Raw genomic sequence first — 25,433 nt, 5'->3', positions numbered from 1 at the left:
TTTGAGAGGGTTTTAAAAGCCCTCTCAATCAAACGTAAAGGTTCAGTGGGACTCATTTTTGGCGTAATGCTCAATATGTTTTGTGAACTTATCATGCCGATCCAGAAACGAATCGTAAGCATGTTTGGCTGGAAGCGTGATGACTTTGCCGGTATGGGACAAACCGCTGATAAACTTTCCGGCAAGCGTCACCGGGTCTTTGCTGACCTTATAATGGGTTACCTTCTCGTGGGCGCTGGCCAGATTTTCTCTGGGAATGTCTGATAGAGCTGCACGACTCAGCTCCGCACTTGAGAAGCAAACCGCTTCGACTGGAGGCACCATGGAGAGTGCTGCATAGCTTGCTTCGGCTCCTCCTTTGGAATGGCCATTGAGTTTCAGAGAAAAAGGCTCGCCTTCAGGCGTTGCAGGCAGATTTTTCATAAGACTGGCGGTCAGGGCTTTGGCTTGTTTATAGCTGTCAGGGATGCCTTTTCCCGTGAGATTCTTGAGATTGGCTTGCCATTGCTTGCCTGAAAACTGCATGTTTTTTCTCGAACGTTCGATTAGCCCTCCTGCTGCCAGTCCCGATGTCGTGCCGCCAAACACCAGACGGACTTCCTTACGTTCAGGATTGGTAAGAACGTAAGCCGTGAGTCCTGTTTTCTTGTCATACAGGAATCCGGGTTCCTTGGTGCTGAGGGTCACTCCTGTCTCATCGGAAATCAGTTTTGCGATATCCTCAGAAGGTTGCCATTGAGCGGCAAAATCCTCTTTCTCTGGTTTGTGAATATCTCCGGCTTCGCTGATTTTCTCAAGCGATCGGTGGTAGGGATAAGCGGCCAACTGAGCATCAATGGCCATAGATCTGAGAACTCTGGGTTCTGTGGGCGGTTTACTGTTCATGGCCAGTTTTTTGATTTCCCGCTGCTCGAGTTTCACAGGGGCATCGTTTTTAAGAGTGGCTTTTTGGGGGGAATATTTGCCCATGGACTTGGAAAGTTTGACTTTCCACCGGCCAAACACACCTGTTTTCTGAGACTTATCGAACTGTTTTTCAGAAATAGGCCTGAATTGAGTCGCTTGTGTATCGAGTCTTGATCTATCCATGATGATCTGATTCTTATGCCTGTTGTGAAACTTTTCAACTCAGCTCTCAAAGCAGAGTGTCTTTCCTCAGTATAGGGGGGCGTATTCAAAGTCTGGTAACACTGCTTTTTATCGGCGGGTCAGTCAAGTATTCGGTACAGGTGCCAGCTTTGAACCCAGCCTTCCGGATTGGAGGCGTAGAAGCCACCAATATCAGGATTGACGAGTGTTATCCGGGAAGGGTGGAGGACAGGAATCAGTGGTAATTCTCTGGCCAGAATAGCTTCGGCATTCTGATAGTTCGGTAAACGGGCTACAGCGGTTTTCTTGCTTGCAGCCAGGGCAAGTTCCCTGAGATAGGCTGGATCCCTGAAGGGGCCAAAGAATTGACTTTCGGTTAGAGGAATCAGAAAAGCCGTGGCATCATTGTAATCAGCTAACCACTCATACCATGCCAGCTCGTAGTCTCCTTTAGATATATGCTCGAGGTAACTACCCCAATCCTCACTCTTACTGCTCAGGGATGTGCCCAGAGTGCTGTTAATCTGATGACAGATCTCCGGCAGAATATCCAGAGAATCGTACCTTGGGCTTGATAATACAGTTAGTTTTATATCACTTCCTTTAATGCCTGATTCAGCCAGTAACTTGATGGCCTGTTCTTTGCGATCCGGATTATCGAGCAGCCTTTTGCAGTTAGCCGGGTCCGGGTTGAAGCCCCGGGTATGGGGAGGCACAAAACTGCACGCTGGTGTGGTATGACTGTGGGGGTATATCTTCTTGACCAGCGCATTCCTGTCAATAGCCATCGATAGAGCCTGCCTTGCTTTTAAATTATGCAGGACCGTTACCTTCGGGCTGACCATCAGGCTGGCGGTGGCAAGAACCTGATCTTCAAACACAGACACAGGGTGCTTTTTCTTCAATTCCTGAATATGCAGCGCTGGCAATTGAGCCGTTACATCCAGTACGTGATTCTCAAATTGTTCTATTTGACGATGGACGGATGGAATAATCTGGTAATTGACCCGTTGCAGGTCAGTATCCAGATGACGGAAATAATGGGGGTTGCTGCTTAATTCTATACGGGTTTCAGGGATCACTTGACGAATTTTGAAGGGACCGTTGGTGACCGGAATGGTTGAGGTATCGCCCTTGAGATTACTCTTATGGACAGGCAGAAAGCTGGGAAAGGTCATCAGGTCCAGAAAATAAGGAGTGGGCTGATCCAGTTCGATAATGACTTTATCGTCGTATGCCTTCACCGCCAGGGCATCAAGATCGCCATTCAGAGCCTGCTCGGCTCCTTTTATTTTAGCGACTTTCAAGTACCAGCGGTAGGTGGCTCGACGTTCAGGATCGGCCAGTGCCCTGAAGCTGCGGGCAAAGTCTTCAGCCGTGAGGGCACTGCCATCTGACCATTTCAGATTTTTTCTGATGATAAAGGTATATCGGGTGCCGTCAGGGGCGCGTTCAACATCGCTGGCCACTCCGGGCACGGGTTCACCGTTTTTGTTCTGCACCATTAACCCTTCAAAAACATCCTTGAGCACCTGGGCGTTGGGTGAGCCGCCAAAATAGTGGGGGTGCAGGGATTTTGGGTTGGCCAGCAGACCCCTCTCAAGGGGCAAAGAGAAAACCTGCATGGAAGCAGTGAAGGCCAACAGGAAGCAGGGCAGGGCAAGGAGAGTTCTATGCAGCCAGCCACGAACCCTGAATGTAAGGGGCTTGAATATAAAGGACATTTAGGAGGTCAGATCAAAAAACTACACGAATCTTCTGTATAGCTTATTCATAAAGCTTCTGCCGAAAAAAGTCAGAAAGATGCGTCTGGTTTTCCATGGTAAAGGCTTTTTTGATGGCTAGGCTCAACCACTGGGCAGACTTCTATATTGATCTATCCTTCCTCTCTGGAAATCAGAAGGCAAGGATAAAATTATTAAACACTCCCGTTTTGCAATACTGCTGTTATTGTCGTTGTCTGTCATCTGCCTGGCCAAACCGTTGAACGGGGGTTTTATTGTCGAGCTTGATAGACCTGACAGTTACGAGATGGAAACCCCTCCCGTTGAGTCGACCTCCTTGCAATGGCCTTACGTCAGGAATCTGCTGGTTGCTTATGAACTGATCCTGACACCCAAAGACAAGCCTCTAAGCGCCATCCCCTATTCTCTAGAAGCAGCTATCGTTGGCTGGCTTTTAAAAAGCTCTTGGAACCGGGATTCACCTCTGTTTAACCCGATTGAACAACAAGAAGTGTCTCAAAATCACCCGTTTGCGGTCACCATTACGGTGCCAGGTTCTGAACAGGACCAACCACAGGGGCAACCTCCAGAATCATCCGGCCAGCAGGCAATACAGTTCACTACCCACCCTTTGGGCTATTTAACCCATTTGCTCTACTCTGACTCTGGCAAAGGTAACGAAGAGCCACAACAACACTCACATACTTTGGGCTTAAATTGTTTCGTCCACCCCTGTAATGGCGTTTGTCGATTTAGACAATCTTCCGGTTTAACCGATGGTAAAGTGCAGAATTGTGAAGAAAGTTCTACAGACAAAACGGGTAAAACATCCGAAAAAAGCTTCTCCCAGCATTTGGCAAGGAGACATTGTTATCGATGTAACTCTCTGGACGGGGTCGCCTCAGACGGGGTCGCCTCAGACGGGGTCGCCTCAGCCTCAATAGCTACAGTGACAGACGCTATAAACACTACTGCCGGGCGATTAGCCTGCAATGTGATAGTCTTCGAAAAGGATGGCCATCTGCGACAATGCGGGAAGGTCTGTAAAAACGAAAAAAGACTATCGTGTCACAAAAGCAAATGCCATACCGGGGAAAAAACCTGTGACGTCATGGTGACCGGGGAGGATAACCAGTCGCAGCCATGTGGAACCTTCTTCAAGAATGCCGGAGCCCTGTCGGTTCACAAAGCCAGAGTCCATGGCAATCAACGAATCTGTAAATTGACCATACTCGGGAAGGGTCGACAGCTGCGGCCTTGCGAGAAAGTCTTCAAGAACAATCGATCTTTTGCGACGCACAAATACAAATTCCACACCGGGCAAAAAACCTGTGACTTGATGGTGACCGGGGAGGGTAGCCAGCAGCGGCCATGCGGGGCAGTCTGCAAGAATGCCCAAGACCTGATGATCCACAAAAGAAATGGACACACCAAGCAAGCAAGCTGTGACCTGATTGTGGTCTCGGAAGATGGCCAGAAGCGGTCATGCGCGTTTGTCGGCAAGAATCCTCAGGCTCTGTGGTCTCACAGAAGCAAAATCCACAGTGGAAAACGAACCTGTGACGTAACCGTGATCGGTGAGAATGGCCAGCAGCAATCATGTGCAAAGGTCTGCAGGAATGCTGGAGCCCTGACGGATCACAAGAGAATTGACCACAGCGGGCAACAAACCTGTTACTACACAGTGGTCGGAGAGGGTGGTCAGCGTTGGCCATGCGGAAAGATCTGCAAGAATACAAAAGCCCTGTTGGACCACAAAAGGGCACATCGAAAACACAAGACTTTTGATATGAACCAGCACGTCGACCAGGGTTCCCAAAAAAGTAAAGTGAAGAAATAACGATCAAAAGTGATTGAGTTTTCACTGCTACTTTGTTTGGTTGTTGGCTCGCTGAACAAAAAAGTGTTTTCCTGAAATCAAGGTCAAGATACCGCCGAGTATCATCAGTGAAGACAGAACAAGTCTCATAGATAAGGTCTCGTTGGTAAACAACACACCTCCTATTGCGGCAATAACAGGAACGAGCAACTGCACGACAGCCGATTGTGTGCCAGAAAGCCCCGCCAGCGCGATATACCAGATCATGTAACCAATTCCCGATGTGACGCCACCAGATACCACTGCCAATATGACACCTTCGGTGGACAAGCGGCTCTCCTGAATGGATACAAGCCCCAAAATCAATACAAATGGTAGCGTACGAACAAAATTATAAGTGGTGTCTGCCAGCGGATTTTGTGAGCTCCTGCCAGCAAGCGTATAGAAGCCCCAGGCTACGCCGGAGAAAGTCATCAGGATAAATCCCGTCAGTGATGGCGTGGACAAACCGGGTATCACCAGATAAACAAAACCCAGAAATGCAATAAAAGCACCCAGCCACTCAACAGGTAAAAGTTTTTTTCCTGTAACAAGCTCAGCAACAATAATCGTAATTTGTACCGAAGCGAACAAGATTAATGCCCCTGTTCCCGTATTCAGAGAGAGGTAGGCAAAAGAAAAGGCGATGGCGTAAAGAAATAACATGAAGGAAGCTTTCCAGCTCCCTTTTGATGTTGAAACGCAATTGAATCGGGATAACTTGAGTATCAGCAGCAATACCAAAACGCCGCTAAGTAATCGAATCCACGTAAAGCTAACGGCGTCAATCTCGTTATCACCCAAAGCCAATCTGCACAGAATGGAATTTCCCGCGAATGCTATGAGGGCCAGGCTCGTTAACAGAATGGTTTTCATTTCAAGAGGTAATTGCGGCGAAAGGTAATTCTACGACCAGCATTCGGAAAGAATGCTGGCTGGGATGACGAGAAAGATCAACTGAGTGCTGCTTCCATTCGATCCAGGGCTTTTTCCAGGGCTTCATCACTGGTGGCGTAGGATAGACGCATACAGCCTTCCATGCCAAAGGCTGAGCCCGGTACCAGGGCAACGCCTTTTTCCAGGAGCATCTCTGCCAGTTGGGTGTCTTTTTCAAAGCCCAGCTTCTGCATGGCTTCGCTGAAATCAGGGAAGGTATAGAAAGTACCGTCGCTTTCAATGGTGGTAACACCAGGCAGCTTCTTCAGACGACCTACGACATAGTCATGACGCTTTTTGAAAGAGACCAGCATCTCTTTTACACACTCCTGTGAACCGGCCAGAGCTTCAGTCGCCGCAGCCTGGGCAACAGAGCAGGGGTTGGAGGTACTCTGTGACTGAATCTTTTTCATGTTTTTGATCAGCCAGGCGGGTCCACCGGCATAACCAATACGCCATCCGGTCATGGAGTAAGCCTTGGATACACCGTTCAGAACAATTGTTCTGTCGTACAGTTCCGGGCAGGCCATCAGGATGTTGCAGAAAGGCTCATCACTCCAGAGGATGTGCTCGTACATATCATCAGTAGCCACCATAACATGGGGGTGTTTCAGCAGAACAGCGGCCAGACCTTCCAGCTCTTTGCGGGTGTAGGCTGTACCGGACGGGTTGGAGGGGCTGTTCAGAACTACCAGCCTGGTTTTTGTTGTAATGGCCGATTCCAGAAGCTCCGGAGTCAGTTTGAAACGGTTCTCAAGGCTGCCCTTGACGATCACCGGGACACCTTCAGCAATAGTGACCATATCCGGGTAGGAAACCCAGTAAGGGGCAGGAATAACGACCTCATCACCCTTATTGATCAGTGCCAGACAGAGATTGAAGAAGCTCTGTTTACCACCGGAGGAAACCAGAATCTGGTCTGGCGCATATTCGTGACCATTGTCGCGCCTGAACTTATCGATAATGGCCTGTTTCAGTTCTACAGTACCGTCAACGGCAGTGTACTTGGTTTTTCCTTCGTTAATGGCCCTGATCGCAGCAGCCTTGATGTGATCAGGGGTATCGAAGTCGGGTTCACCGGCACCCAGGCCAATAATGTCGTGTCCGGCGGCGCGAAGTTCAGCGGCTCGGGCAGTGACTGCCATGGTAGGTGATGGTTTGACCATCTGAACGCGGTGGGAAGGTTGACCAGTCACGATGTTCCTCGTTAATCGTTTTTCAAACCCGTATAAAGTCAGACAATCTGGCGCAATGCTTAGCCTGTGTCCTGACTGATACTGATTCCGGTGCGAATCTTATAAGGTTGACAAGCTGACTTGTCAGGGAATCACGCATCAGCAATGCGCATCATACACAAGCCCTCTTCACTGCGCCATCTGAAAACGGAAGTCTGATTACATTTTTGCGACACACCGATGGTGGTTGCTTTTCCTGATTAAGTGCAGTGTTCTCTGGCTGCATTTCCTGTCCTGGGCTGTTTATAATCAACAAATAATTTAAGCGCTTCTGCCAGTGGATACGTATGGGAAAGACATTCAAGGTATCATCAAAATTTCAGCCTTCCGGAGATCAGCCTGAAGCCATTGAAAAGCTGCTGTCCGGCATTCATTCGGGACTGGCCTGCCAGACATTGCTGGGGGTGACCGGTTCAGGGAAAACCTTCACCATTGCCAATGTCATTGAAAAGCTGCAAAGACCCGCTATTGTTATGGCCCATAACAAGACTCTGGCTGCCCAGCTGTATGGCGAGTTCAAGGAGTTTTTCCCTGGCAATGCGGTTGAGTATTTTGTTTCCTACTACGATTATTACCAGCCTGAAGCATACGTGCCCAGTTCGGACACCTTTATCGAGAAAGATGCCTCGGTCAATGAGCACATTGAGCAGATGAGACTTTCGGCCACTAAAGCGTTGATGGAAAGGGAAGATGCCATTATTGTTGCGACGGTTTCAGCGATTTACGGTCTGGGTGATCCCAAATCTTACCTGAAGATGATGTTGCATATTTCCCGGGGTGAAATGATTGACCAGCGGGAGGTTTTGCGCAGGTTGGCCGAGCTGCAATATACCCGCAACGATACAGAATTGAAAAGGGCTACTTATCGTGTTCGTGGTGATGTCATTGATATCTTCCCGGCAGAATCTGAAAAAGAAGCCATCAGGCTGGAGCTGTTTGATGAAGAGGTGGAGGAAATCAGTGAATTTGATCCTCTGACCGGCGAAGTGCTCAGAAAACTGCCCCGGGTGACTATTTACCCCAAGACTCACTATGTCACACCTCGTCAGACCATCATTGAAGCCACAGAAGCTATCAAAGACGAAATGGTTGAACGTCTGGAAGTGCTCAGAAATAACAATAAGCTGGTGGAAGCACAGCGTCTGGAGCAGAGGGTCAAGTACGATCTGGAAATGATGCTGGAGCTGGGCTACTGCACGGGTATCGAAAACTATTCCCGCTATCTCTCAGGCACTCAACCCGGCGAAGCACCACCGACACTGTTTGATTATATTCCTGACAATGCCTTGTGTGTGATTGACGAATCACACGTCACGGTGCCCCAGGTGGGTGGGATGTACAAAGGCGACCGTTCTCGTAAGGAGACCCTTGTGGAGTATGGCTTCAGACTGCCTTCTGCGCTGGATAACCGGCCCCTGAAGTTTGAAGAGTGGGAAGGACGACGCCCGCAAACTATTTTTGTTTCCGCGACTCCCGGTCCTTATGAAGCGGAACATCAGGGACAGATAGTGGATCAGGTGGTTCGACCCACCGGGCTGGTTGATCCGGAGATTGAAGTTCGTCCTGCCACGACCCAGGTGGATGATCTGTTGACTGAGCTTAATAAAACCGTGGCTAAAGGCGACAGGGTTCTGGTAACGACCCTGACCAAGCGCATGGCGGAAGATTTAACCGATTATCTCCATGAAAACGGTGTTCGCTGTCGCTATTTGCATTCTGGTATCGATACAGTAGAGCGGGTTGAGATCATTCGTGATCTGCGGATAGGGACGTTTGACGTGCTGGTAGGCATTAACCTGTTAAGAGAAGGTCTCGATATGCCGGAAGTTTCGTTGGTGGCTATTCTTGATGCCGACAAGGAAGGTTTCCTGCGTTCTGATCGCTCTCTGATTCAGACCATTGGTCGTGCAGCCCGTAATATTAATGGTAAGGCTATTCTCTACGCCGACAAAATCACGGGCTCAATGCAGCGGGCGATTGATGAAACCGAACGTCGTCGAAAAAAACAGCTTGCCTACAACGAAGAGCACGGGATTACCCCGAAGAGTGTCCATAAATCGGTTGCGGATATTCTTGAAGGCGCAGTCATTCCCGGCAAGAAGAAAGGGCAGCCCAGTCGCAAGGTTGCTGAGCCGAAAGCCGACTATCACCATGAGATGTCGGCTCAGGAACTGGCTAAAGAGATCAGTAAGCTGGAAAACAAGATGATGGAACATGCCCGCAATCTGGAGTTTGAAGAAGCGGCAGCTGTCCGTGATCAGGTGGCCAGGCTCAGGGATCGGGTATTGAAATGAATTGACTCTCTTCCTAAGCCAGCCCAGCAGCGATTGTCTGTGGGGTTCAGCGTTCTGACGCACCGGTATTAAGCCCGGTGCGACGGGTATTAATGGATAAAATTGTGAGAAAAAGCCTCAGCCATATCCATTGTATCGAGCAGTTGACCATTGTGGTTTGAAACAGTTTGTAATTCAGCTCTGACCGTCTCACCACCATTATCTATAAATACTTCTTTTACCGGGAAGTTGGGGGTCTCAAAGCTGGCCAGCTGAATATTACCAACATATACATTGAATCGTTTAGTAGCGCCACTGACAGACCAGCTTAAATGAGCTTTACCGTGAATGGCACTTGCACCTCTGTTGATTGGGATGATGCTGTTGGTACTTTTTTTCTGATTTGAAAATGCAGTCTGAGTTATCTGGAAATAGTGTGGCTGATTGAAAAGTGTCAAGGTTACATATTGCCCCTTGTCAGCACCCATCAAAGAAATCTTGATTTCATTACTTCCACTTTTAATGTCAGAGCTGATAGTCAATAGACCAGCCCCGGCATAAAAATCATGACGAGTCAGGCTCTGTGGTCTATTGATTACAGAAATGATCTTGCTATTGTGTGAGTGACTTTTTATTTGTTTAAAGCTCTTTAGTTTTCCATTAACCGATTTGCTTTCCGTCACTGTGGTAGTGGTGCTCTGAAAGATAGTAGCCTTGACTAAAAAACCACTTGCTTGAGCTTTTCTTTTCTCTTCCTCAATGTCAAATGCTCGTGCTTTAATAGCGCCGATGCTTGAAGAAAAAACAAAAAGAAATAAGAAGGCGGTTTTTAAACGAAGTTTTTTATTAATTAGTAACATGTTTCTCTCCTAAATCAGTTAATTGATACGAAAATATATCCTTCTGGATAAAAATTAATATTTCTGAAGGGATGATTAGTTCACCTACATAATACTTTGACTTGAAAAATGAGAAATAGTTCAAAAGTACCAGGTCAGGGAATGATGCGAAGGGACGCCTCAAAAAAATTACCGACTGCCTGCTGGCGGTAAAAGGGCAAAAAAATGAACGTTTTTTGCACAGAAATCTGGACTGATTTTCAGCTATATCCATGCTCTGTTTTGTACATATTTTAACCAAGCTGATGTTCAGCTAATCGCCTGATTTTCTTTTAGATTAATCGGGAATCGGGGGTTGCATTTTTCAGCAGCGTTGATACTATACGCAGCAACTTCAGGCGGTTAGCTCAGCTGGTTAGAGCGTTACGTTGACATCGTAAAGGTCGCTGGTTCGACTCCAGTACCGCCTACCATATAAGTGATTGATCTCACCAACGAAAAGCCCATTTTTTACAGTGGGCTTTTTTTGCGTCGTAAAAAAACGATCAAATCTCCAAACCTTCCAAACTCAGTTCAGCTTCTACAGACTCGTATCTGATCTCGTGTCCTTCCTGGTATTCCGTCGTCATTTTTCCAGTTGAGTGGCCCATGTGTATCTGAACATAGCTACTTTCAGGTCCCTGTTTTTCTGCCGGTCCGACTCGGAAACCTGGAGAACGCCATGAACGAAGAAGTCCAATATCTTCATGCTCACCACGGGAGTTGGAAAACACGATTGGTGTTACAACTCCGATTAAATGGTTACGGCTATTCAATAACGACAAAAAATACCAGGGACCAAGGAACTGAAAGAGTTAACGCAAGTCAAACAAGCACAATCAGCCGATCAGGAATAAATATTATGAACAGAATCACAAGCTCTTCTAGCCAATATTACCAGCCCGCTACTGAATACATGCAAGAGGACGAATGTACAATTTGTAAATTCTGTTTTGCAGGAAAAAAAGTATCGGTTACCAAATGCAACCATTATTTCCATACATCTTGTCTGGAAACCTGGCTACAGCGTGGAGATCAATGTCCTTTGTGTAGAACTCCCCTCAAAGATAGGACAATCCAGCAAGAGGACTCACCTGTTGATGCCTTGATGGCAGCTTATAGCTTCACACCTATCCAGCATCCGGAGGACCCTGACACTGATCACTCGCAAGCGCTAAATGTGTTGATTGGAGCTGACAACTTTAGATTTAACAGGCACCCGGAGGACCCTGACCTTAATCGCTCGGAAGGGCTAAATATGTTGATTGAAATTGGCCGCAGCCTGGGGAATGGCGGTAGAACGCAGGCCAGCGGACTTTAAGCTTTGAGATAAGAGCTTGCTCCTGTTGTTGTATCTCCTACTCATATATACTTTGAGTCGAAAAATGATGACTAGTTCAAAAGTACCAGTTCAGAGAGTGTTGATGCCAAGGGACGTCTTAAAGAATTGCCAACGAGATTATAAATGAGTTGGTCAGATAGTCTGGAGTGACATAAGTTCAGAGTTCAGTGAGTTTTTGAATACATCGAAAAACATTTATTTTCCAATGAACTTTAAAGAGAAGTAATGCTCTGATGTTATAAATTGAATTTGAATTATCAGGTATATAATGTGGACAGAATACCGACAAATTGTTTAAGACAAGAAATTTCATCACTTGTAGCCACTCAGCAAAGTGATAGACGTGTCAGAGGTGCTTGTGGTGACCTTCCCTATGCCTTTTCAAAGAGCGTTGAACGACATGAAATGATAGGAAAAGGACTTTTTTCCCATGTTTATGCCGGGTCATCGTCTATTGGAGATAAACGGCTGCCTGAGAGATTTGCGGTAAAAGTTTACGATGGTTTTTTTAAGGATGTAAGGTTTTTTAATACAGAAGTTAAAGCCCTGAATTTGCTGAAAGAATGCCCCTTTATCGTTGATATCTTCGCATCTTATATTGATAAGTATCCACACGTCTTATTGGAATTGGGAGATATTGATTTAGATAGCCTGATAAGAGAAATGATTGGACATAAAACTAAGTTCACTGAAGGTCATTTAAATTTTATCATTGATAACCTGTCAAGAGCTGCTCAATTTATGTTGAAAAATGGGATTCAAAACAAGGATCTTTTTGATGATAATGTCGTGTATTTTTTTAATCAGGGAGTTTTGAAATTCATAGACTTTAACAGTGCATGTTTTGACATTCCTGCCGAGAAAAATGAAATCATGAAAAATATCGGATTAATTGTTCTTTATTGTAAATTGAAAGAATCTCATGAGTGTAAAGAGAGTGTTACTTATAAATGCAAAGCCTGCTATCAGGTTGATGACAAGCTTAAAGATAAAGTTGAACTTGATAAAATCATAGATGAAACAATGCGGGGAAGCGGTTCTTTAAATACATTGATCAAAAGCTTAATAAAATTTGACCCTGCTTCCCCAATAGACCCTTCACAAGTATACAGCTCACTTGGATTAAAAGAGGCTCTCCCGCAATTGACTCGCACCTGACGACTGGTTCAGGTGCGCACGGCAGCCTCCAGAATATGGGAACGAATTGAGACAAGGTGAAAGCTCAGCACTATCACTCCGACAGCCTCTAATCCTGTTTTTTGCCTTCACTGACATGAAAGATATCAATCTTATGCTGAATAATGAAACCGGTGAGGTTTGGTTGGAAAAAGTTGGCAAAAAACTTCATTGCAAAGTATCAGACAATATGGCTGAGTTTCTAACAATGCTTGAGCCTCGCGAAGCGGCCAGCGTGCAATAAGGTTTCTTGAGTTGCTCTGATGTCAGATACCGAAGGAATCCTGGCCTGCTTCAATGTCTTTTAGTGTTTAAAAATACACTCTGCCCTGAACTTTTTTATATATTGACGGTCAAAGTTATTGAGTGAGTTTCATTAATTTTTAGAAAGTTCCATTAATTGTTAAAGGGGGAGTTATGTCTGATTCGAGATATTTTATGCGTGCTTGTTCTGCTCTTCTGTCTTTCTTGTTGCTGGTTATTTCGGGGTTGGTTCTGGCGGATGAAGCTGTTCAGGACTATCGCAGTCTGTTGGCGGAATATCATATAGAGATCAACGACGATCTGAGTTACACCCGTATTGTCACCTTTGAGTATCAGGTGTTGACTCCTGCAGGTGCTGAGGAGTTGCAGGAATACCACTACAGTTATTTTTCCGAGAATGAATCCCTTAAGGTTCTGGAAGCTTCGATTACCCATCCGGATGGTAAGGTGTTCTCTGTTGAAAAAGATAATATTTACGAACAGGATCTGGGAGGGCGTGATCAGGAGCGGCGTTCCAGGGAAGTCGTGGTGATTTTCTCCCGGTTGACACCAGGCAGCACCATGAAACTGAAGTTTGAGCATGTGGTGAACAAGGACAGCCCCATGGGCTTTAACATGGTGCTGCAACCCGAATTGGAACTGGAACAAAAGAAATTGGCAGCTACCATTGTGCTGCCTGAAAACAAACCCATGAAATGGGGGAGTAGAGGCAATTTCTCTGTTAAAGAACTTTGGAAAGGCAAGCGTAAAGAGTTGACGGTCAGCCTTGAAAACTTCCCTTATCAGGAGATGGAGCCAAATATGGTCAGCCCGGATGATGTGCTGCCCATGTTTGCGATAACCTCTCTGAAAAGCTGGGAAGAGATCGGCCAGATATACTACGAAAGTAGTCTGAACAGACAGGCTGACAGTGAAGAAATCCGTCAGTTGGCTGAAGAGATCACCCGCGGAGCCAGGCATCCACGGGAGGAGGCAGAACTCATCTATAACTGGGTGGCCCAAAATATTAATTACCTGTCTCTGAGCTACAACCTTGAAGATACGCTGGTCCCTCACCCGGTGGAAGAGATTCTTCTTCATGGTTATGGCGACTGCAAAGATCAGGCTCTGTTGTTGCAGGCATTGTTAAAAGCCCGTGGTATAGAGTCAAAGTCGGCATTGGTCAGCTGGGATAACAGCTATAAGGATTGGCCGGTACCGACTTCCATGCAGTTTAATCATGCGCTGTTATACATTCCTGAAATGAACACCTGGCTCAATCCTGTTTCACCCCTGTCTCCATTCGGATCACTGGATTACAGTCTTTCGGGCAAGCGAGTGGTGCTGGCCAGCCCTGAAGGTGAAACTCAATTTCTTCCCGTCATGCAACCGGATCAGAACCGTTATTGGGTAAAAAACCAGTCGGTGCTGTCCGGGAATGGATTTTTGAGAGGAGAGAGTAAAGTCACCGGGACTGGAACCATCGGAGAAGAGATTCGCGAGCTGCTGGCAGCCAGTGGCAGCGGTGAATGGAAGGCCAGTAATCTGCTGGCGGACACCCTGATCGGCGGTTTTGGCTCTATCTCTCAGGGTGCGTCTGCTTATGATCTGAAAACACAGCCCGCCTATAAGGGTAAATGGCACAGCCCTCACGCTTTTGAACTGGGCAAGGAAGGATTTATCACCACTGCACCAGGGCTGGATTTTCAAGATGTGCTGGCGCTGAGAACCTATCTGGTGGATGGAGAGCGCAAGTACCCGTTTACGGTCGGACCCAGGCATTATCATTGGGAGCACCGAATGAAACTCCCCAAAAATTATAAAGTCACCCGGCTTCCGGAAAATTTGAAGGTGGATAATCAGGCCGGCACTTACAGCAGTCATTACAGGATGGAGGGTAATACTCTGGTTGTGAAGCGGCAGATCGTCATTAAGAAAAACCTCTATCAACCCGGTGAATACCCTGAATTCGAGCGGTTGGCCTACCTGGCTATTAATGATCGCCGTGCCGTCATTGCTTTGAAGCGACGCTGAGCTTCAATCATAAGGTGCTGTCAGGCTGTTGCTCTGGACTGGCATCAATAAATGCATTGAGTTCATTACAGTGCTGGTGGATCCTCTGGATTTTTGGATAATCCGTTAATGGCACGTTAAACCGCAAGGCATTGTAGACCTGAGGTATCAGACAGATGTCGGCCAGGGTAGGGGTGTCTCCGATACAGAAAGGGTCATCCCCCAATTGCTGCTCACAGGCATCAAAACCTGTTTTTATCCAGTGCTGGTACCATTGGTTTTTTTGCTCGTCACTGATTGCAAATTCTGACTTCAGATATTTTAGTGTTCTCAGATTATTCAGAGGATGGATATCGCAGCTGATGATATTGGCCAGACTTCGAATCCGGGCTTTCTGCCAGGCATCACCGGGAATAATGGCCGGTTCCGGACAGGTTTCTTCAAGCCATTCCAGAATAGCCATGGACTGAATCACTCTGTTATTGCCGACTTCCAGTGCCGGTACCAGTCCCTGGGGTTGAATGTTTTTATATTTATCCTTTGTCTGTTCTGACTTCAACAGGTTAACCGGAACCAATTCGTAATCCACCCCTTTCAGGTTCAGGGCGATCCTGACCCGATAAGCCGCTGAAGATCGGAAGTAGCTGTATAGCTTCATTGCGTTATCCCTTTGCTGGCAGAAGAGTGGCCGAGACGTCACCAAAGCCGATTCTGGCAGCGCCTTCTTTCTCGCACCAGCCTCTCATGACCACGGTATCTCCGTCCTGCAGGAACGTTCTTTGTTCACCATTGGTCAGGTTTATAGCCTCCTTACCACCCCGGGTCAGTTCCAGCAGTGAGCCTGCTTCCTCTGGCCTGGGGCCTGACTGGGTACCCGTTCCCAGCAAATCGCCGGATTGCAGGTTACAACCATTACTGGCGTGATGAGCCACCATCTGACCCACACTCCAGTAGGAATGTTTGAAGCTGGATTGAGACAGCTTTTCCATGCTTTGTTGAGAACCTTTCATGGCGGGTGTTTGCAGGAGGACTTCCAGCTGAATGTCCAGAGCGCCCAGACTAGTGTTTTCTTCCGAGCTTAAATAAGGCAGAGGTTGAGGATCATCGGCAGGACGAAGGTAACCGGTTCGATACGGAGCCAGTGCTTCCAGCGTCACAATCCAGGGCGAAATAGTTGAGGCAAAGCTTTTCGCCAGAAACGGTCCCAGGGGCTGGTATTCCCAGGCCTGAATGTCTCGTGCAGACCAATCATTGAGAAGACACAGGCCAAATACATGCTGATCGGTCTTATCCAGCGCAACAGGGTCACCCAAAGGGTTGCCCTGACCGATGAAAATGCCCATTTCAAGCTCATAGTCCAGTCGTTTACAGGGACCAAAGGAAGGTTGTTCTGCGTCCGGTGCTTTGGTTTGACCAACCGGACGGTGAAAAGTTTGTCCTGAAACCCCAATGGATGAGGCCCTGCCATGGTAGCCAATGGGCACCCACTTATAGTTGGGAAGCAGGGGATTGCCGGGTCTGAACAGTGAACCGACGGCTGTGGCGTGATAGATAGAGGAATAGAAGTCTGTGTAATCCCGAATCTGGCAGGGCAGGGCGAATTCGGCTTTGTTCATGGTGATCAGACAGGGCTTCAGTTGGCTTTCCAGTTCCGACCCTGTTCTCAGTGCCCTGGACAGGCTGAGCCTGAGAGCGCTCCAGTATTCAAAACCCAACTCCATCAGGGGCGTCAAATTTTCCTGAGTACAGGCTGTCAGTGCCACGGCTGCCTTGCCGTCAAATGGCTTCAGCGCGTCTGTTGCCTTCAGGTCCAGAATCTGGTTGCCAATGGCTACGCCACATCGGAAAGGCTCACTGCCTGTGCGAAAAACAGCAAAAGGCAGATTCTGAATGGTAAAGTCGGCATCAGATTTGTTGGCACAAATTACCCAGCTGGTTAGATTAACGTCATGGGTCTCGTTCAGTGAAATCATTAGTTATCCTGAATGCATTGAGAAACAGGGTACCAGCTACTGCAAACAGCCTATCTGGCACGCGTGATTTTTCTTGTTAATGACTGTCTGACTTAAGGCTTCTGACCGGGATCAAAATGCTTCTTCAGGCCAGACCAGCATTTAAGATAGTCTTTTTGTCGCAGGTCGCTCTCCATGGCAAACTTTGAGGGTACGTAGACATATCGGGATTCAAACATGAACGCCAGAGTGTTTTCATAACGCACGGGCTTCAGCTCCGCTTCACTGGCTTTCCTGAATACGTCTGCCTCGGGACCATGGGGTGACATACAGTTATGCAGACTGCTGCCACCGGGTACAAACCCTTTTTCCTTGGCGTCGTAAACACCCTGAATCAGCCCCATGAACTCACTCATAATATTCCGGTGATACCAGGGGGGGCGGAAGGTGTTTTCAGCCACCATCCAGCGGGGAGGGAAGATGACAAAATCCAGGTTGGCTACGCCGGGTGAGTGAGATTGGGAGGTCAGAACCGTAAAGATAGAGGGGTCCGGATGGTCGTAGCTCACCGTATTGATGACATTGAAACGGGACAGCTGGTATTTATAGGGTGCCGAATTTCCTACCCAGGCAACGACATCCAGGGGTGAGTGATCGAGCTCACAGGCATAAAGGTGACCGGCAAATTTAGCGATCAGTTCGAAGTTACCTTCTTTGTCTTCATACCAGGCAACGGGGTATTGGAAATCCCGGTCATTGGCGAAGCCATTGGCGCCTGCCGGGCCGCGTTCCGGCAGTGTCAGAGGGGCTCCATAATTTTCGCAGAGATAGCCGCTGGCCTGACTCTCCAGAAGATCCACCCTGAATTTCATACCTCGCGGAATCACGGCGATATCTCCCGGGCTGACCTGTAATTGACCCAGTTCGGTACAGATCATCAGAGCGCCTGACTGTGGCACAATCAGCAGCTCGCCATCGGCATTATAAAAAAAACGCTTTTCCATGCTCTGGTTAGCGGCGTACAGATGAATGGCACTACCGATCTGTGTAATGGCTTTACCATTAGCCGCAAGAGTGGTCAGACCGCTGATAAAATCAGTGGGTTGCTGTGGAGCGGGCAGCGGGTCCCAACGAAGTGGACTTGGCACAGGCGGCAGGTCTGTCAGGGGAGCGGTTTTAAGCAGGGGATTGTTGTCCCAGGGCTGGTAGTCTCCCTGCACAACAGAAGGGCGGATTCGATAGGTCCAGGTTCGGCGGTTCTGGTGTTTGGGTGCCGTGAAGGCCGTGGAGGAAAACTGTTCACAATAGAGCCCGTAAGCCACTTTCTGAGGGTTGAAGCAGGCCTTGGGCAGGGCACCGGGTAATGCCTCTGTTTCGTGTTCGTTACCAAAGCCCGTCTGGTATTCAAGATCGTCAGGTAATGTCATCAAACTGAACCTATGGTTTTTCTTATTTTCAAGCCTAATTTCCGGGTAAGGGTGAAAGTTGTTTGTTGAGGTCTTGAATTGTTTCCATTTTTAGCCAGTCATGAGCGTTTGTCCATACGGATTCTGGATTTTTAATCTCCCGGCGCTGTTGCGGCAGTGTTAATATCTCTCAGAACCTGATTGACCGAATAGACAACGTTTGAGAACTGACTTGCTAAATACCCAGCCTGTACGCAAAGGCTTTCTTCTGAGCCGACATAGCCAGGACCGCAGAGGACAGACGGAAGTTGTTTTGTGGGTTGTCACTGATGATGGTCCTGCAAAGCTGGTGGTTGAAGGGGAGCGTCCCGTCTGTTTTGTTGTTTCCTCGAGGTTTGAGCCGCTAAAGAGTGAGTTTTTCAGGAGTTATCCAACGATTGAGGCAAAGCCTTTACCTCTGAAGAACTTTCGTCATGAGCCAGTCACGGCCCTTTACAGTCAAAACGTGAACCAATCGTTTCAGATGCATGATTATTTTCGTACCAGAGGCGTAGAGTTGCTGGAAGCCGATGTCAGGCTGGCAGATCGGTTCCTGATGGAGCGTTTTGTAAACGGTGGCATGGCATTCACTGGTGATTTGGTGCAGAAGTCAGGCTATCAGGAATACCGCAAGGTGCGAATTCGTCCTGCTGAGTTTAATCCCGACTTCAAGGTGGTCTCCCTGGATATTGAATGTTCCGAGCGAGGTGAACTTTACTCCATTGGACTTTCGGCCGGGGACTTTGAACGGGTCATCATGGTGGGCGATCAGGAGCCGGTTGACTGGATACATTGGGTTGCTGATGAGAGAGCGCTTCTGGAGGCACTTGAAGAGACGCTCGGAACTCTGGACCCCGACATAGTGATTGGCTGGAATGTCATTAATTTTGATTTTCGGCTGCTGCTTAAACGGGCAGAACGCCATGGCATGCCGTTGAAACTGGGCCGGGGGCAACAGGCAGCCAGCTGGAGAAGTCGCAGAGGTGATAGTGGGCAGGGGTTTATTACCCTGCCGGGTCGAATGGTCATTGATGGCATTGAGGCATTAAAGGCAGCCACTTATCAGTTTGACAGCTTTAGTCTGGAGTTTGTGGCACAGACGCTTCTGGGCAAAGGTAAGGCGACAGAAGACGTAGATAACCGGATGGCTATCATTAATCATGACTTCCTCCATAACAAGGAAAAACTGGCCCGTTACAACCTGCAGGACTGCCGACTGGTTGCAGAGATTTTTCAACACACCAACATTCTTGATTACCTGAGATTACGCAGTCATCTGACCGGGCTGGAGCTTGATCGCATGGGTGGCTCAGTCCAGGCATTCACCAATCTTTATATGCCCCGTTTGCACAGGGCCGGTTATGTGGCTCCGAATTTACCGGAAGGCGGAGGGCTGGCCAGTCCGGGGGGGTATGTTATGGATTCCATTCCCGGACTCTATCGCAATGTCATCGTTCTGGATTTCAAGAGCCTCTATCCTTCGATCATCAGAACCTTCAAAATCGATCCACTGGGACTGGTGGAAGGTTTGCAGAAACCAGAAGGGGCGATTCCCGGTTTTCGTGGCGGCCTGTTCTCCCGTGACCGGCATTTTCTTCCAGATATTATTGCTTATTTCTGGGCCCAACGGGATGAAGCCAAGAAGCAAAAGGATGCTGCCCGCTCCCAGGCGCTGAAGATTATTATGAATTCCTTTTATGGCGTGCTGGGCTCAGGCGGTTGTCGTTTCTATGATACCCGGCTGGCCAGCTCCATTACCCTGCGAGGGCATGAAATCATGCAGCAGACGGCCCGTTGGATAGAAGAGCAGGGCTATCAGGTGATTTATGGCGATACCGATTCTACTTTCGTGCTCCTGAATGAAGCCTATTCCGATGAGCAGGCCAGATCCACCGGGAAAGAACTGGAGCGGCTGATTAACGACCGCTGGACAGCTAAATTAAAAGAGGATTATCAACTGGACTCGGCGCTGGAGCTTGAGTTTGAAACCTGCTACCGAAGGTTTCTGATGCCGACCATTCGTGGCGCGGATACCGGCAGTAAAAAACGCTACGCCGGTATTACAGCCACTGCCAGCGGGCAGCAACTGGTATTCAAGGGACTGGAAACGGTCCGTTCTGACTGGACGGCACTGGCAAAATATTTTCAAACGGAACTGTTCTCGTTGGTGTTTAACGATCAATCTCCGGAAAACCTGGTCAGGGAGACTGTGCAGAAAACGCTGGCCGGAGAGTGGGATGACAAACTGGTGTACCGAAAGCGACTGCGGCGTAATCTCAGGGACTATGTTAAACACATTCCTCCTCAGGTCAGGGCGGCCAGAAAAGCCGATGAGATCAATCAGTCACTGGGAAAACCACTAAAGTACCAGCGCAAAGGCTGGATTCAATACCTGATCACCGTCAACGGCCCTGAGCCGCTGGAATATCGCACCAGCCCCATTGATTATCAACATTACATCGACAAGCAGCTAAAGCCGGTGGCAGAGGGTGTTCTTCCGTTTATAAATCTTGATTTTAATACCTTGATTGACGAACAGATGGGACTGTTTTGACGGTTCAACCCGTCGTGCCAGACTGGGCCTTAACCATCATCACCCATAAGTACCTAACCAGTTGGTTTCGCATATTCTGGACGGCGGCTTTTTCCACCCTTCTGCGTTCCAACTCTGGTTGCGTAGCTATGGCTACGCGCCCGTCGTTGCGCCTTGAAGGATGAAAAAATCCACTCGCCAGAATATGCGAAACCAACTGGCCAGGTACTTAGGTCGTCTCTCGCCTAAACTGCCTGTCAGTTAAACAAGGTACACAAATAATCCAAAGGATTATGAAATTTCTTCCATTGGTTACGGACTGTTTCGGTGAAACTTTCTTCAAGTGAGTAGCCATAAACCGCATTGTTTGAAAAGCCATTGATCAAAGCGAGAGTCAATGCGGGAGCCAGAGTAAGAGCAACGTTTTTCAATAAATGACCTGAGTCCAGTGCTGAGCGTTGATGACTGAGAAGAGCCAAGACCAGGTTTCCGGCCATCAATCCTCCCACCATTCCAACAGTGATGTCGCTTCTTCTAGCACAAGGAGAAATCAAAATCGCGGTATAAACTACCATGGCGATGCTCGCTAATAGATCTTTTGATATGTGCGCGGCCCTTACGCCTCCGGATATGGCTGTAGCCCATGATCCAGCCAAGGCTCCGACTCCTGTTCCAGCCAAGACATCTGCTCCTGCTTCTGCTTTTGCTTCTGTCCAGACGCTATCGTCACAGTTTGAATTGTATTTTGAAAGAGGGCTTATTGCTGATAATCCCTCTACCAATGCGTGGGATACTATGTAACCAAAGATTGCTTTTACGTGTGAGCCATCTCTGGCGATCATCATGTCATAGACTATCGACCCGAACGTCATGCCAGCGACTGTTGACAACATGGAATATTCACTTTCAGCATAATCCAGAGGATGGGTTGTGCTTCTGTCCTGATACCTTGAACTCCGGATAGCAGTGGCTCCGGCTACCGTTCTTGCCACTACCTCATGGGTAAAGTAACTCGCAGTCACTATGGGCATAAGATAAGGATTGCTGTTAGTGTATGCTGCATAACCACTGTAGGCTGTTCCGGCATATCGCAATGTCTGCCACCAGGGTTGCTTAAGGGGCCAGGATGATACGTGCCCGGCTAAAGCGACCTCGGTGGAAGTGATAACGGCTGCGAGTTGATTACAAAAAGATGATTTGACCTTTTGTAGCTCATTTTGCTCTGTGCATGACAGATCAAAGCGACCTGCAAGGGCAGAGACCACCTCGGGTGATTTGCAGATGCCGTACCAGAATCCATAATTGATCACGGTGGAAATGGCCAGGCCGGAGCTGCTGGTTGCCAGCTTCAGGCTGTCTTCAACCAACGATGTATTACTGTAGTGGCTCAATAATTTAAATTGTTCTTCTTTTGATAGGCCTGAATGAGCGACTGAACATAAAAATAATAAGCACGAGAAAAGCGCTGTTAGTTGACCGGATATTTTCATTATTGAAATCCATAAACAGGGTATCTGATTTGCTATAAAGCAAATGACCAGTCAAATCTTTCCTGCCAGAATTAACCTGTTTCTTTTAAGTATCTGGTTAGGTACTTATAGCATCCAGTACGAGGTTCAAAAGGGACAGACGCTTAACATATGCTCTCCTTTGGCTGATCTTTGCAGTTATGAGAATTCGATCTGCATATAAGTACCTAGCCAGTTGGTTTCGCATATTCTGGACGGCGGCTTTTCGCATCCTTCTGCGTTCCAACTCCGGTTGCGTAGCTAAGGCTACGCGCCCGTCGTTGCTCCTTGAAGGATGAAAAAATCCACTCGCCAGAATATGCGAAACCAACTGGCCCGGTACTTACAGGAAGCTGTAGTGGCTGACCTTTTATTGTTTCCGGGAGAATTTATAGTACAGCAAATGAACTTTCGCTATTCAGTAACGGTCATTGTTTGGCGATTCACGAAATAAAATCTGGTCTCTCGCATCAAACCTAACCATTTGTTAATTAAACAAGGTATACAAATAATCCAAAGGAGCATGAAATTTTTTCCATTGGTTACGGACTGTTTCGGTGAAACTTTCTTCAAGTGAGTAACCATAAACCGCATTGTTTAAAAAGCCGTTGATCAGAGCGATTGTCAATGCAGGATACACGGTAATAGCGATGTTTCTCAATAAATGGTTTGAGTCTAGCTCTAAGTTTTGTTTTAACAGAATCATCAGGACTGTGAGTCCGGTTCCAGCTCCGGCCATGGCTCCAAGCAGGACTTCGTCTTCAATTCCGGATAAAAATTCAGTTTTACTGAGTGAGAAGGTCATATAACCCACTACGGCTGTGGACAATGCCAGGTCAAAGAACCCAACATAGAAGGCTCCGGTTAAGGCTCCGGCTATTGATCCAGCCAAGGCGCTGGCTAAGGTTTCTGCCGCTGCTTCCAGATCGACTGCGTGGGCACTGTCTGAATGAGATGCTGAAAAATAGCTTATGGGTAGTAATAACTCTACCAATGCAGCAAACCCAAGATAAGCAGAGATTGCTTTACCAGTTGAAGCGCCTGCGGCGAGAAACTTGTGATAAAAAATTGCTCCGAACATCACGCACGTGATTGATTTCACTACGGCATATTCACTGCAGGTATAATTTTCAGGTTGGATTGAAGGACTGTCACGAGTCCTTAAAGCCAGTGAAGTCATAGCTCCGGCTACCGTTCTCGCCACTATTTCATGGGTAAAGTAAGTCGCAGTCATTATGGGTATAAAACGAGTGTCGCATTTTGTGTATGCTAAATAACCAATGTATCCGGTTCCAACAAATCGCAGTGGCCGCCACCAGGGCCGCTTAAGGGGCCAAAGCGATACCTGACCTGCTAATGCAACCTCAGTGGAGGTGGTGACGGCTGCGAGTTGATGACAAAAAGAAGATTTGAGCTCCTGGAACTCATTTCGCTCTGGGAGATTCAGGCCAGGGCGACCCGTGAGGGAAGAGACCAGCTCAGGTGATTTGCACAAGATGCCGTACCATAATCCGTAATTGACCACGGTGGAAACGGCCAGCACGGAACCTCTAACGACCAGTTCCAGATTGTCTTCGACTAATAATGATGCATTATTGTAGTGACTTAATAAGTTGAATTGTTCTTCTTCCAATATGCCTGAATGGGCGACCGAACAGATAAATAACAAGCACAGGAACAGCAGTATTGATTCAGGAATGTTTTCATTGTCTGTGTTTTTAATTCGGGCAACTAATTTATTGATCACTAAATGACGGACTGAATCTTCCCAAACCGGGAGTAGTTTGTTTTTTGTAGCTGTAAAAACACGACCAGCACACATAGGAGTCTCTCATTCGGTTCGGGTTCTTTGTGTCTTGCTGTTACCAAGAGACGATATAGTACAGCAACGGAACTTTCGCCATTGACAGTAAGTGTTAAATAAGCGAAAAGCCCTGTGTCTCTGAAGGATTTCAGGGCGTTTTGTCAATTAAACAAGGTGTACAGATAATCCAAAGGAGCATGAAACTTCTTCCATTGGTTACGGACTGTTTCGGTGAAACTTTCTTCAAGTGAGTAACCATAAATCGCATAGTTTGAAAAGCCATTGATCAGAGCGAGCGTCAATGCGGGAGCCAGAGTAAGAGCAACGTTTTTCAATAAATGATTTGGGTCCAGTGCTGAGCGTTGATGACTGAGAAGAGCCAAGACCAGGTTTCCGGCCATCAATCCTCCCACCATTCCAACAATGGTGTCCCTTCCTCTAGAATAAGGAGAAACCAAAATCGCGGTGTAAACTACTATGGCGGCGCTCGGTAATAGATCAGATGTGTGCGCGACCCTTACGCCTCCGGATATGGCTGTAGCCCATGATCCAGCTAAGGCTCCTACTCCTGTTCCAGCCAAGACATCTGCTCCTGTTTCTGTCCAAACGCTGGCAACACCGTTTGAATTGTGTTTTGAAAGAGGGTTTATTGCTGATAATCCCTCTAACAATGCGTGGGATATTATGTAAGCAAAGATTGCCTTTGCGTGTGAGACATCTCTGGCGATCATCATGTCATAGACTATCGACCCGACCATCATGCCAGCGACTGATGACAACATGGAATATTCACTTTGTGCATAATCCAGAGGTTGGGTTGTGCTTCTGTCCTGATACCTTGAACTCCGGATAGAAGTGGCTCCGGCTACCCTTCTTGCCACTACCTCATGGGTAAAGTAACCCGCAGTCACTATGGGTATAAGATAAGGATTGCTGTTAGTGTATGCTGCATAACCACTGTAGGCTGTTCCGGCATATCGCAATGTCTGCCACCAGGGATGCTTAAGGTGCCAGGTTGATACGTGCCCGGCTAAAGCGACCTCGGTGGAGGTGATAACGGCTGCGAGTTGATTACAAAAAGATGATTTGACCTCTTGTAGCTCATTTTGCTCTGTGTCTGACAGATCAAAGCGACCTGCAAGGGCAGAGACCACCTCGGGTGATTTGCAGATGCCGTACCAGAATCCATAATTGATCACAGTGGAAATGGCCAGCCCGGAGCTGCTGGTTGCCAGTTTCAGACTGTCTTCAACTAACGATGTATTACTGTAGTGGCTCAATAAGTTAAATTGTTCTTCTTTTGATATACCTGAATGAGCGACTGAACATAAAAATAACAAGCACGAGAACAGCGTTGCTAGTTGACCGGAAGTTTTCATTATTGAAGTCCTTAATCAGGGTGAATGATTTGTGATAAGTAAGTG

The 25,433-nt window shown here is 47.6% G+C and carries 18 protein-coding genes and 1 tRNA gene; 8 read left to right on the top strand and 11 right to left on the bottom strand.

Annotation, left to right across the window (positions count from 1 at the left end):
- Window positions 1–42: 42 nt before the first annotated feature.
- Both ACOMHB_RS15470 and ACOMHB_RS15465 read right to left on the bottom strand, forming a co-directional pair.
- On the bottom strand, window positions 43–1,089 hold the full coding sequence (locus ACOMHB_RS15470; protein ID WP_448217277.1) for an alpha/beta hydrolase family protein: 1,047 nt from the start codon (window positions 1,087–1,089) through the stop codon (window positions 43–45).
- A 119-nt stretch (window positions 1,090–1,208) separates the two neighbouring features.
- Window positions 1,209–2,813, bottom strand: a complete 1,605-nt coding sequence (locus ACOMHB_RS15465) for a peptide ABC transporter substrate-binding protein (RefSeq protein ID WP_448217276.1) — start codon at window positions 2,811–2,813, stop codon at window positions 1,209–1,211.
- A 232-nt stretch (window positions 2,814–3,045) separates the two neighbouring features.
- Here ACOMHB_RS15465 and ACOMHB_RS15460 point away from each other — a divergent pair, with 232 nt between their 5' ends.
- Window positions 3,046–4,653: a hypothetical protein gene (locus tag ACOMHB_RS15460; RefSeq protein ID WP_448217275.1), complete on the top strand. Its 1,608-nt coding sequence runs from the start codon at window positions 3,046–3,048 to the stop codon at window positions 4,651–4,653.
- Window positions 4,654–4,680: 27 nt separating this feature from the next.
- Here the strand turns inward: ACOMHB_RS15460 and ACOMHB_RS15455 are convergent, their stop codons facing one another.
- A complete protein-coding gene (locus ACOMHB_RS15455) occupies window positions 4,681–5,547 on the bottom strand; it encodes a DMT family transporter (protein ID WP_448217274.1) in 867 nt (288 codons plus the stop codon).
- Window positions 5,548–5,624: 77 nt separating this feature from the next.
- Window positions 5,625–6,773 carry a pyridoxal phosphate-dependent aminotransferase gene (locus ACOMHB_RS15450; protein WP_422411159.1) on the bottom strand — a complete coding sequence of 383 codons (1,149 nt, stop codon included), beginning with the start codon at window positions 6,771–6,773 and terminating at the stop codon, window positions 5,625–5,627.
- Between the two features lie 356 nt (window positions 6,774–7,129).
- On the opposite strand from ACOMHB_RS15450, the gene uvrB reads away from it, so the two are divergent.
- The gene (gene uvrB / locus ACOMHB_RS15445) at window positions 7,130–9,136 is read left to right on the top strand and encodes an excinuclease ABC subunit UvrB (protein WP_448217273.1); all 2,007 of its coding nucleotides are present in this window, start codon (window positions 7,130–7,132) and stop codon (window positions 9,134–9,136) included.
- An 89-nt stretch (window positions 9,137–9,225) separates the two neighbouring features.
- On the opposite strand, the gene ACOMHB_RS15440 is transcribed toward uvrB, so the two are convergent.
- Window positions 9,226–9,975 (bottom strand): hypothetical protein, encoded by a 750-nt coding sequence (locus ACOMHB_RS15440; RefSeq protein WP_448217272.1) that lies wholly within the window; start codon window positions 9,973–9,975, stop codon window positions 9,226–9,228.
- Window positions 9,976–10,350: 375 nt separating this feature from the next.
- Here ACOMHB_RS15440 and ACOMHB_RS15435 point away from each other — a divergent pair.
- The 5 genes from ACOMHB_RS15435 (at window position 10,351) to ACOMHB_RS15415 (ending at window position 14,788) form a co-directional block, all read left to right on the top strand.
- Window positions 10,351–10,427: transfer RNA gene (locus tag ACOMHB_RS15435), tRNA-Val, on the top strand.
- 248 nt (window positions 10,428–10,675) lie between these two features.
- Complete coding sequence (locus tag ACOMHB_RS15430) at window positions 10,676–11,314, top strand: RING finger domain-containing protein (RefSeq protein ID WP_422134016.1); 639 nt, start codon at window positions 10,676–10,678, stop codon at window positions 11,312–11,314.
- A 291-nt stretch (window positions 11,315–11,605) separates the two neighbouring features.
- Window positions 11,606–12,493 (top strand): protein kinase domain-containing protein, encoded by an 888-nt coding sequence (locus ACOMHB_RS15425; protein WP_448217271.1) that lies wholly within the window; start codon window positions 11,606–11,608, stop codon window positions 12,491–12,493.
- A gap of 46 nt (window positions 12,494–12,539) precedes the next feature.
- Window positions 12,540–12,755: a SecY-interacting protein Syd gene (locus ACOMHB_RS15420; protein WP_448217270.1), complete on the top strand. Its 216-nt coding sequence runs from the start codon at window positions 12,540–12,542 to the stop codon at window positions 12,753–12,755.
- 173 nt (window positions 12,756–12,928) lie between these two features.
- Window positions 12,929–14,788 (top strand): DUF3858 domain-containing protein, encoded by a 1,860-nt coding sequence (locus ACOMHB_RS15415; protein ID WP_448217269.1) that lies wholly within the window; start codon window positions 12,929–12,931, stop codon window positions 14,786–14,788.
- A 7-nt stretch (window positions 14,789–14,795) separates the two neighbouring features.
- Here the strand turns inward: ACOMHB_RS15415 and maiA are convergent, their stop codons facing one another.
- From maiA to hmgA, 3 genes are all read right to left on the bottom strand, one after another.
- Complete coding sequence (maiA, locus tag ACOMHB_RS15410; RefSeq protein ID WP_448217268.1) at window positions 14,796–15,425, bottom strand: maleylacetoacetate isomerase; 630 nt, start codon at window positions 15,423–15,425, stop codon at window positions 14,796–14,798.
- A 4-nt stretch (window positions 15,426–15,429) separates the two neighbouring features.
- Window positions 15,430–16,740 (bottom strand): fumarylacetoacetase, encoded by a 1,311-nt coding sequence (gene fahA / locus ACOMHB_RS15405; RefSeq protein ID WP_448217267.1) that lies wholly within the window; start codon window positions 16,738–16,740, stop codon window positions 15,430–15,432.
- 92 nt (window positions 16,741–16,832) lie between these two features.
- Entirely contained in the window at window positions 16,833–18,146 is a 1,314-nt protein-coding gene (gene hmgA / locus ACOMHB_RS15400; RefSeq protein ID WP_448217266.1) for a homogentisate 1,2-dioxygenase, read from the bottom strand.
- A gap of 211 nt (window positions 18,147–18,357) precedes the next feature.
- On the opposite strand from hmgA, the gene ACOMHB_RS15395 reads away from it, so the two are divergent.
- Window positions 18,358–20,718 carry a DNA polymerase II gene (locus ACOMHB_RS15395; protein WP_448217265.1) on the top strand — a complete coding sequence of 787 codons (2,361 nt, stop codon included), beginning with the start codon at window positions 18,358–18,360 and terminating at the stop codon, window positions 20,716–20,718.
- Window positions 20,719–20,954: 236 nt separating this feature from the next.
- Here ACOMHB_RS15395 and ACOMHB_RS15390 read toward each other — a convergent pair whose 3' ends face one another.
- From ACOMHB_RS15390 to ACOMHB_RS15380, 3 genes are all read right to left on the bottom strand, one after another.
- Window positions 20,955–22,088, bottom strand: a complete 1,134-nt coding sequence (locus tag ACOMHB_RS15390; protein WP_448217264.1) for a hypothetical protein — start codon at window positions 22,086–22,088, stop codon at window positions 20,955–20,957.
- Between the two features lie 604 nt (window positions 22,089–22,692).
- Window positions 22,693–24,027 carry a hypothetical protein gene (locus tag ACOMHB_RS15385; RefSeq protein ID WP_448217263.1) on the bottom strand — a complete coding sequence of 445 codons (1,335 nt, stop codon included), beginning with the start codon at window positions 24,025–24,027 and terminating at the stop codon, window positions 22,693–22,695.
- 143 nt (window positions 24,028–24,170) lie between these two features.
- Window positions 24,171–25,388 (bottom strand): hypothetical protein, encoded by a 1,218-nt coding sequence (locus ACOMHB_RS15380; RefSeq protein ID WP_448217262.1) that lies wholly within the window; start codon window positions 25,386–25,388, stop codon window positions 24,171–24,173.
- Window positions 25,389–25,433 lie beyond the last annotated feature (45 nt).

The organism is Endozoicomonas sp. 2B-B (genome assembly GCF_053470045.1).
The sequence above is the reverse complement of the archived record's forward strand: the minus strand, read 5'-3'. Positions and strand labels throughout refer to the sequence as shown.

What these genes read in the sequence shown, in the direction of transcription:
- ACOMHB_RS15470 (WP_448217277.1), bottom strand. Translation starts at nt 1,089, where the DNA reads ATGGATAGATCAAGACTCGATACACAAGCGACTCAATTCAGGCCTATT.
- ACOMHB_RS15465 (WP_448217276.1), bottom strand. Translation starts at nt 2,813, where the DNA reads ATGTCCTTTATATTCAAGCCCCTTACATTCAGGGTTCGTGGCTGGCTG.
- ACOMHB_RS15455 (WP_448217274.1), bottom strand. Translation starts at nt 5,547, where the DNA reads ATGAAAACCATTCTGTTAACGAGCCTGGCCCTCATAGCATTCGCGGGA.
- ACOMHB_RS15450 (WP_422411159.1), bottom strand. Translation starts at nt 6,773, where the DNA reads ATGGTCAAACCATCACCTACCATGGCAGTCACTGCCCGAGCCGCTGAA.
- uvrB (WP_448217273.1), top strand. Translation starts at nt 7,130, where the DNA reads ATGGGAAAGACATTCAAGGTATCATCAAAATTTCAGCCTTCCGGAGAT.
- ACOMHB_RS15440 (WP_448217272.1), bottom strand. Translation starts at nt 9,975, where the DNA reads ATGTTACTAATTAATAAAAAACTTCGTTTAAAAACCGCCTTCTTATTT.
- ACOMHB_RS15430 (WP_422134016.1), top strand. Translation starts at nt 10,676, where the DNA reads ATGAACGAAGAAGTCCAATATCTTCATGCTCACCACGGGAGTTGGAAA.
- ACOMHB_RS15415 (WP_448217269.1), top strand. Translation starts at nt 12,929, where the DNA reads ATGTCTGATTCGAGATATTTTATGCGTGCTTGTTCTGCTCTTCTGTCT.
- maiA (WP_448217268.1), bottom strand. Translation starts at nt 15,425, where the DNA reads ATGAAGCTATACAGCTACTTCCGATCTTCAGCGGCTTATCGGGTCAGG.
- fahA (WP_448217267.1), bottom strand. Translation starts at nt 16,740, where the DNA reads ATGATTTCACTGAACGAGACCCATGACGTTAATCTAACCAGCTGGGTA.
- hmgA (WP_448217266.1), bottom strand. Translation starts at nt 18,146, where the DNA reads ATGACATTACCTGACGATCTTGAATACCAGACGGGCTTTGGTAACGAA.
- ACOMHB_RS15385 (WP_448217263.1), bottom strand. Translation starts at nt 24,027, where the DNA reads ATGTGTGCTGGTCGTGTTTTTACAGCTACAAAAAACAAACTACTCCCG.
- ACOMHB_RS15380 (WP_448217262.1), bottom strand. Translation starts at nt 25,388, where the DNA reads ATGAAAACTTCCGGTCAACTAGCAACGCTGTTCTCGTGCTTGTTATTT.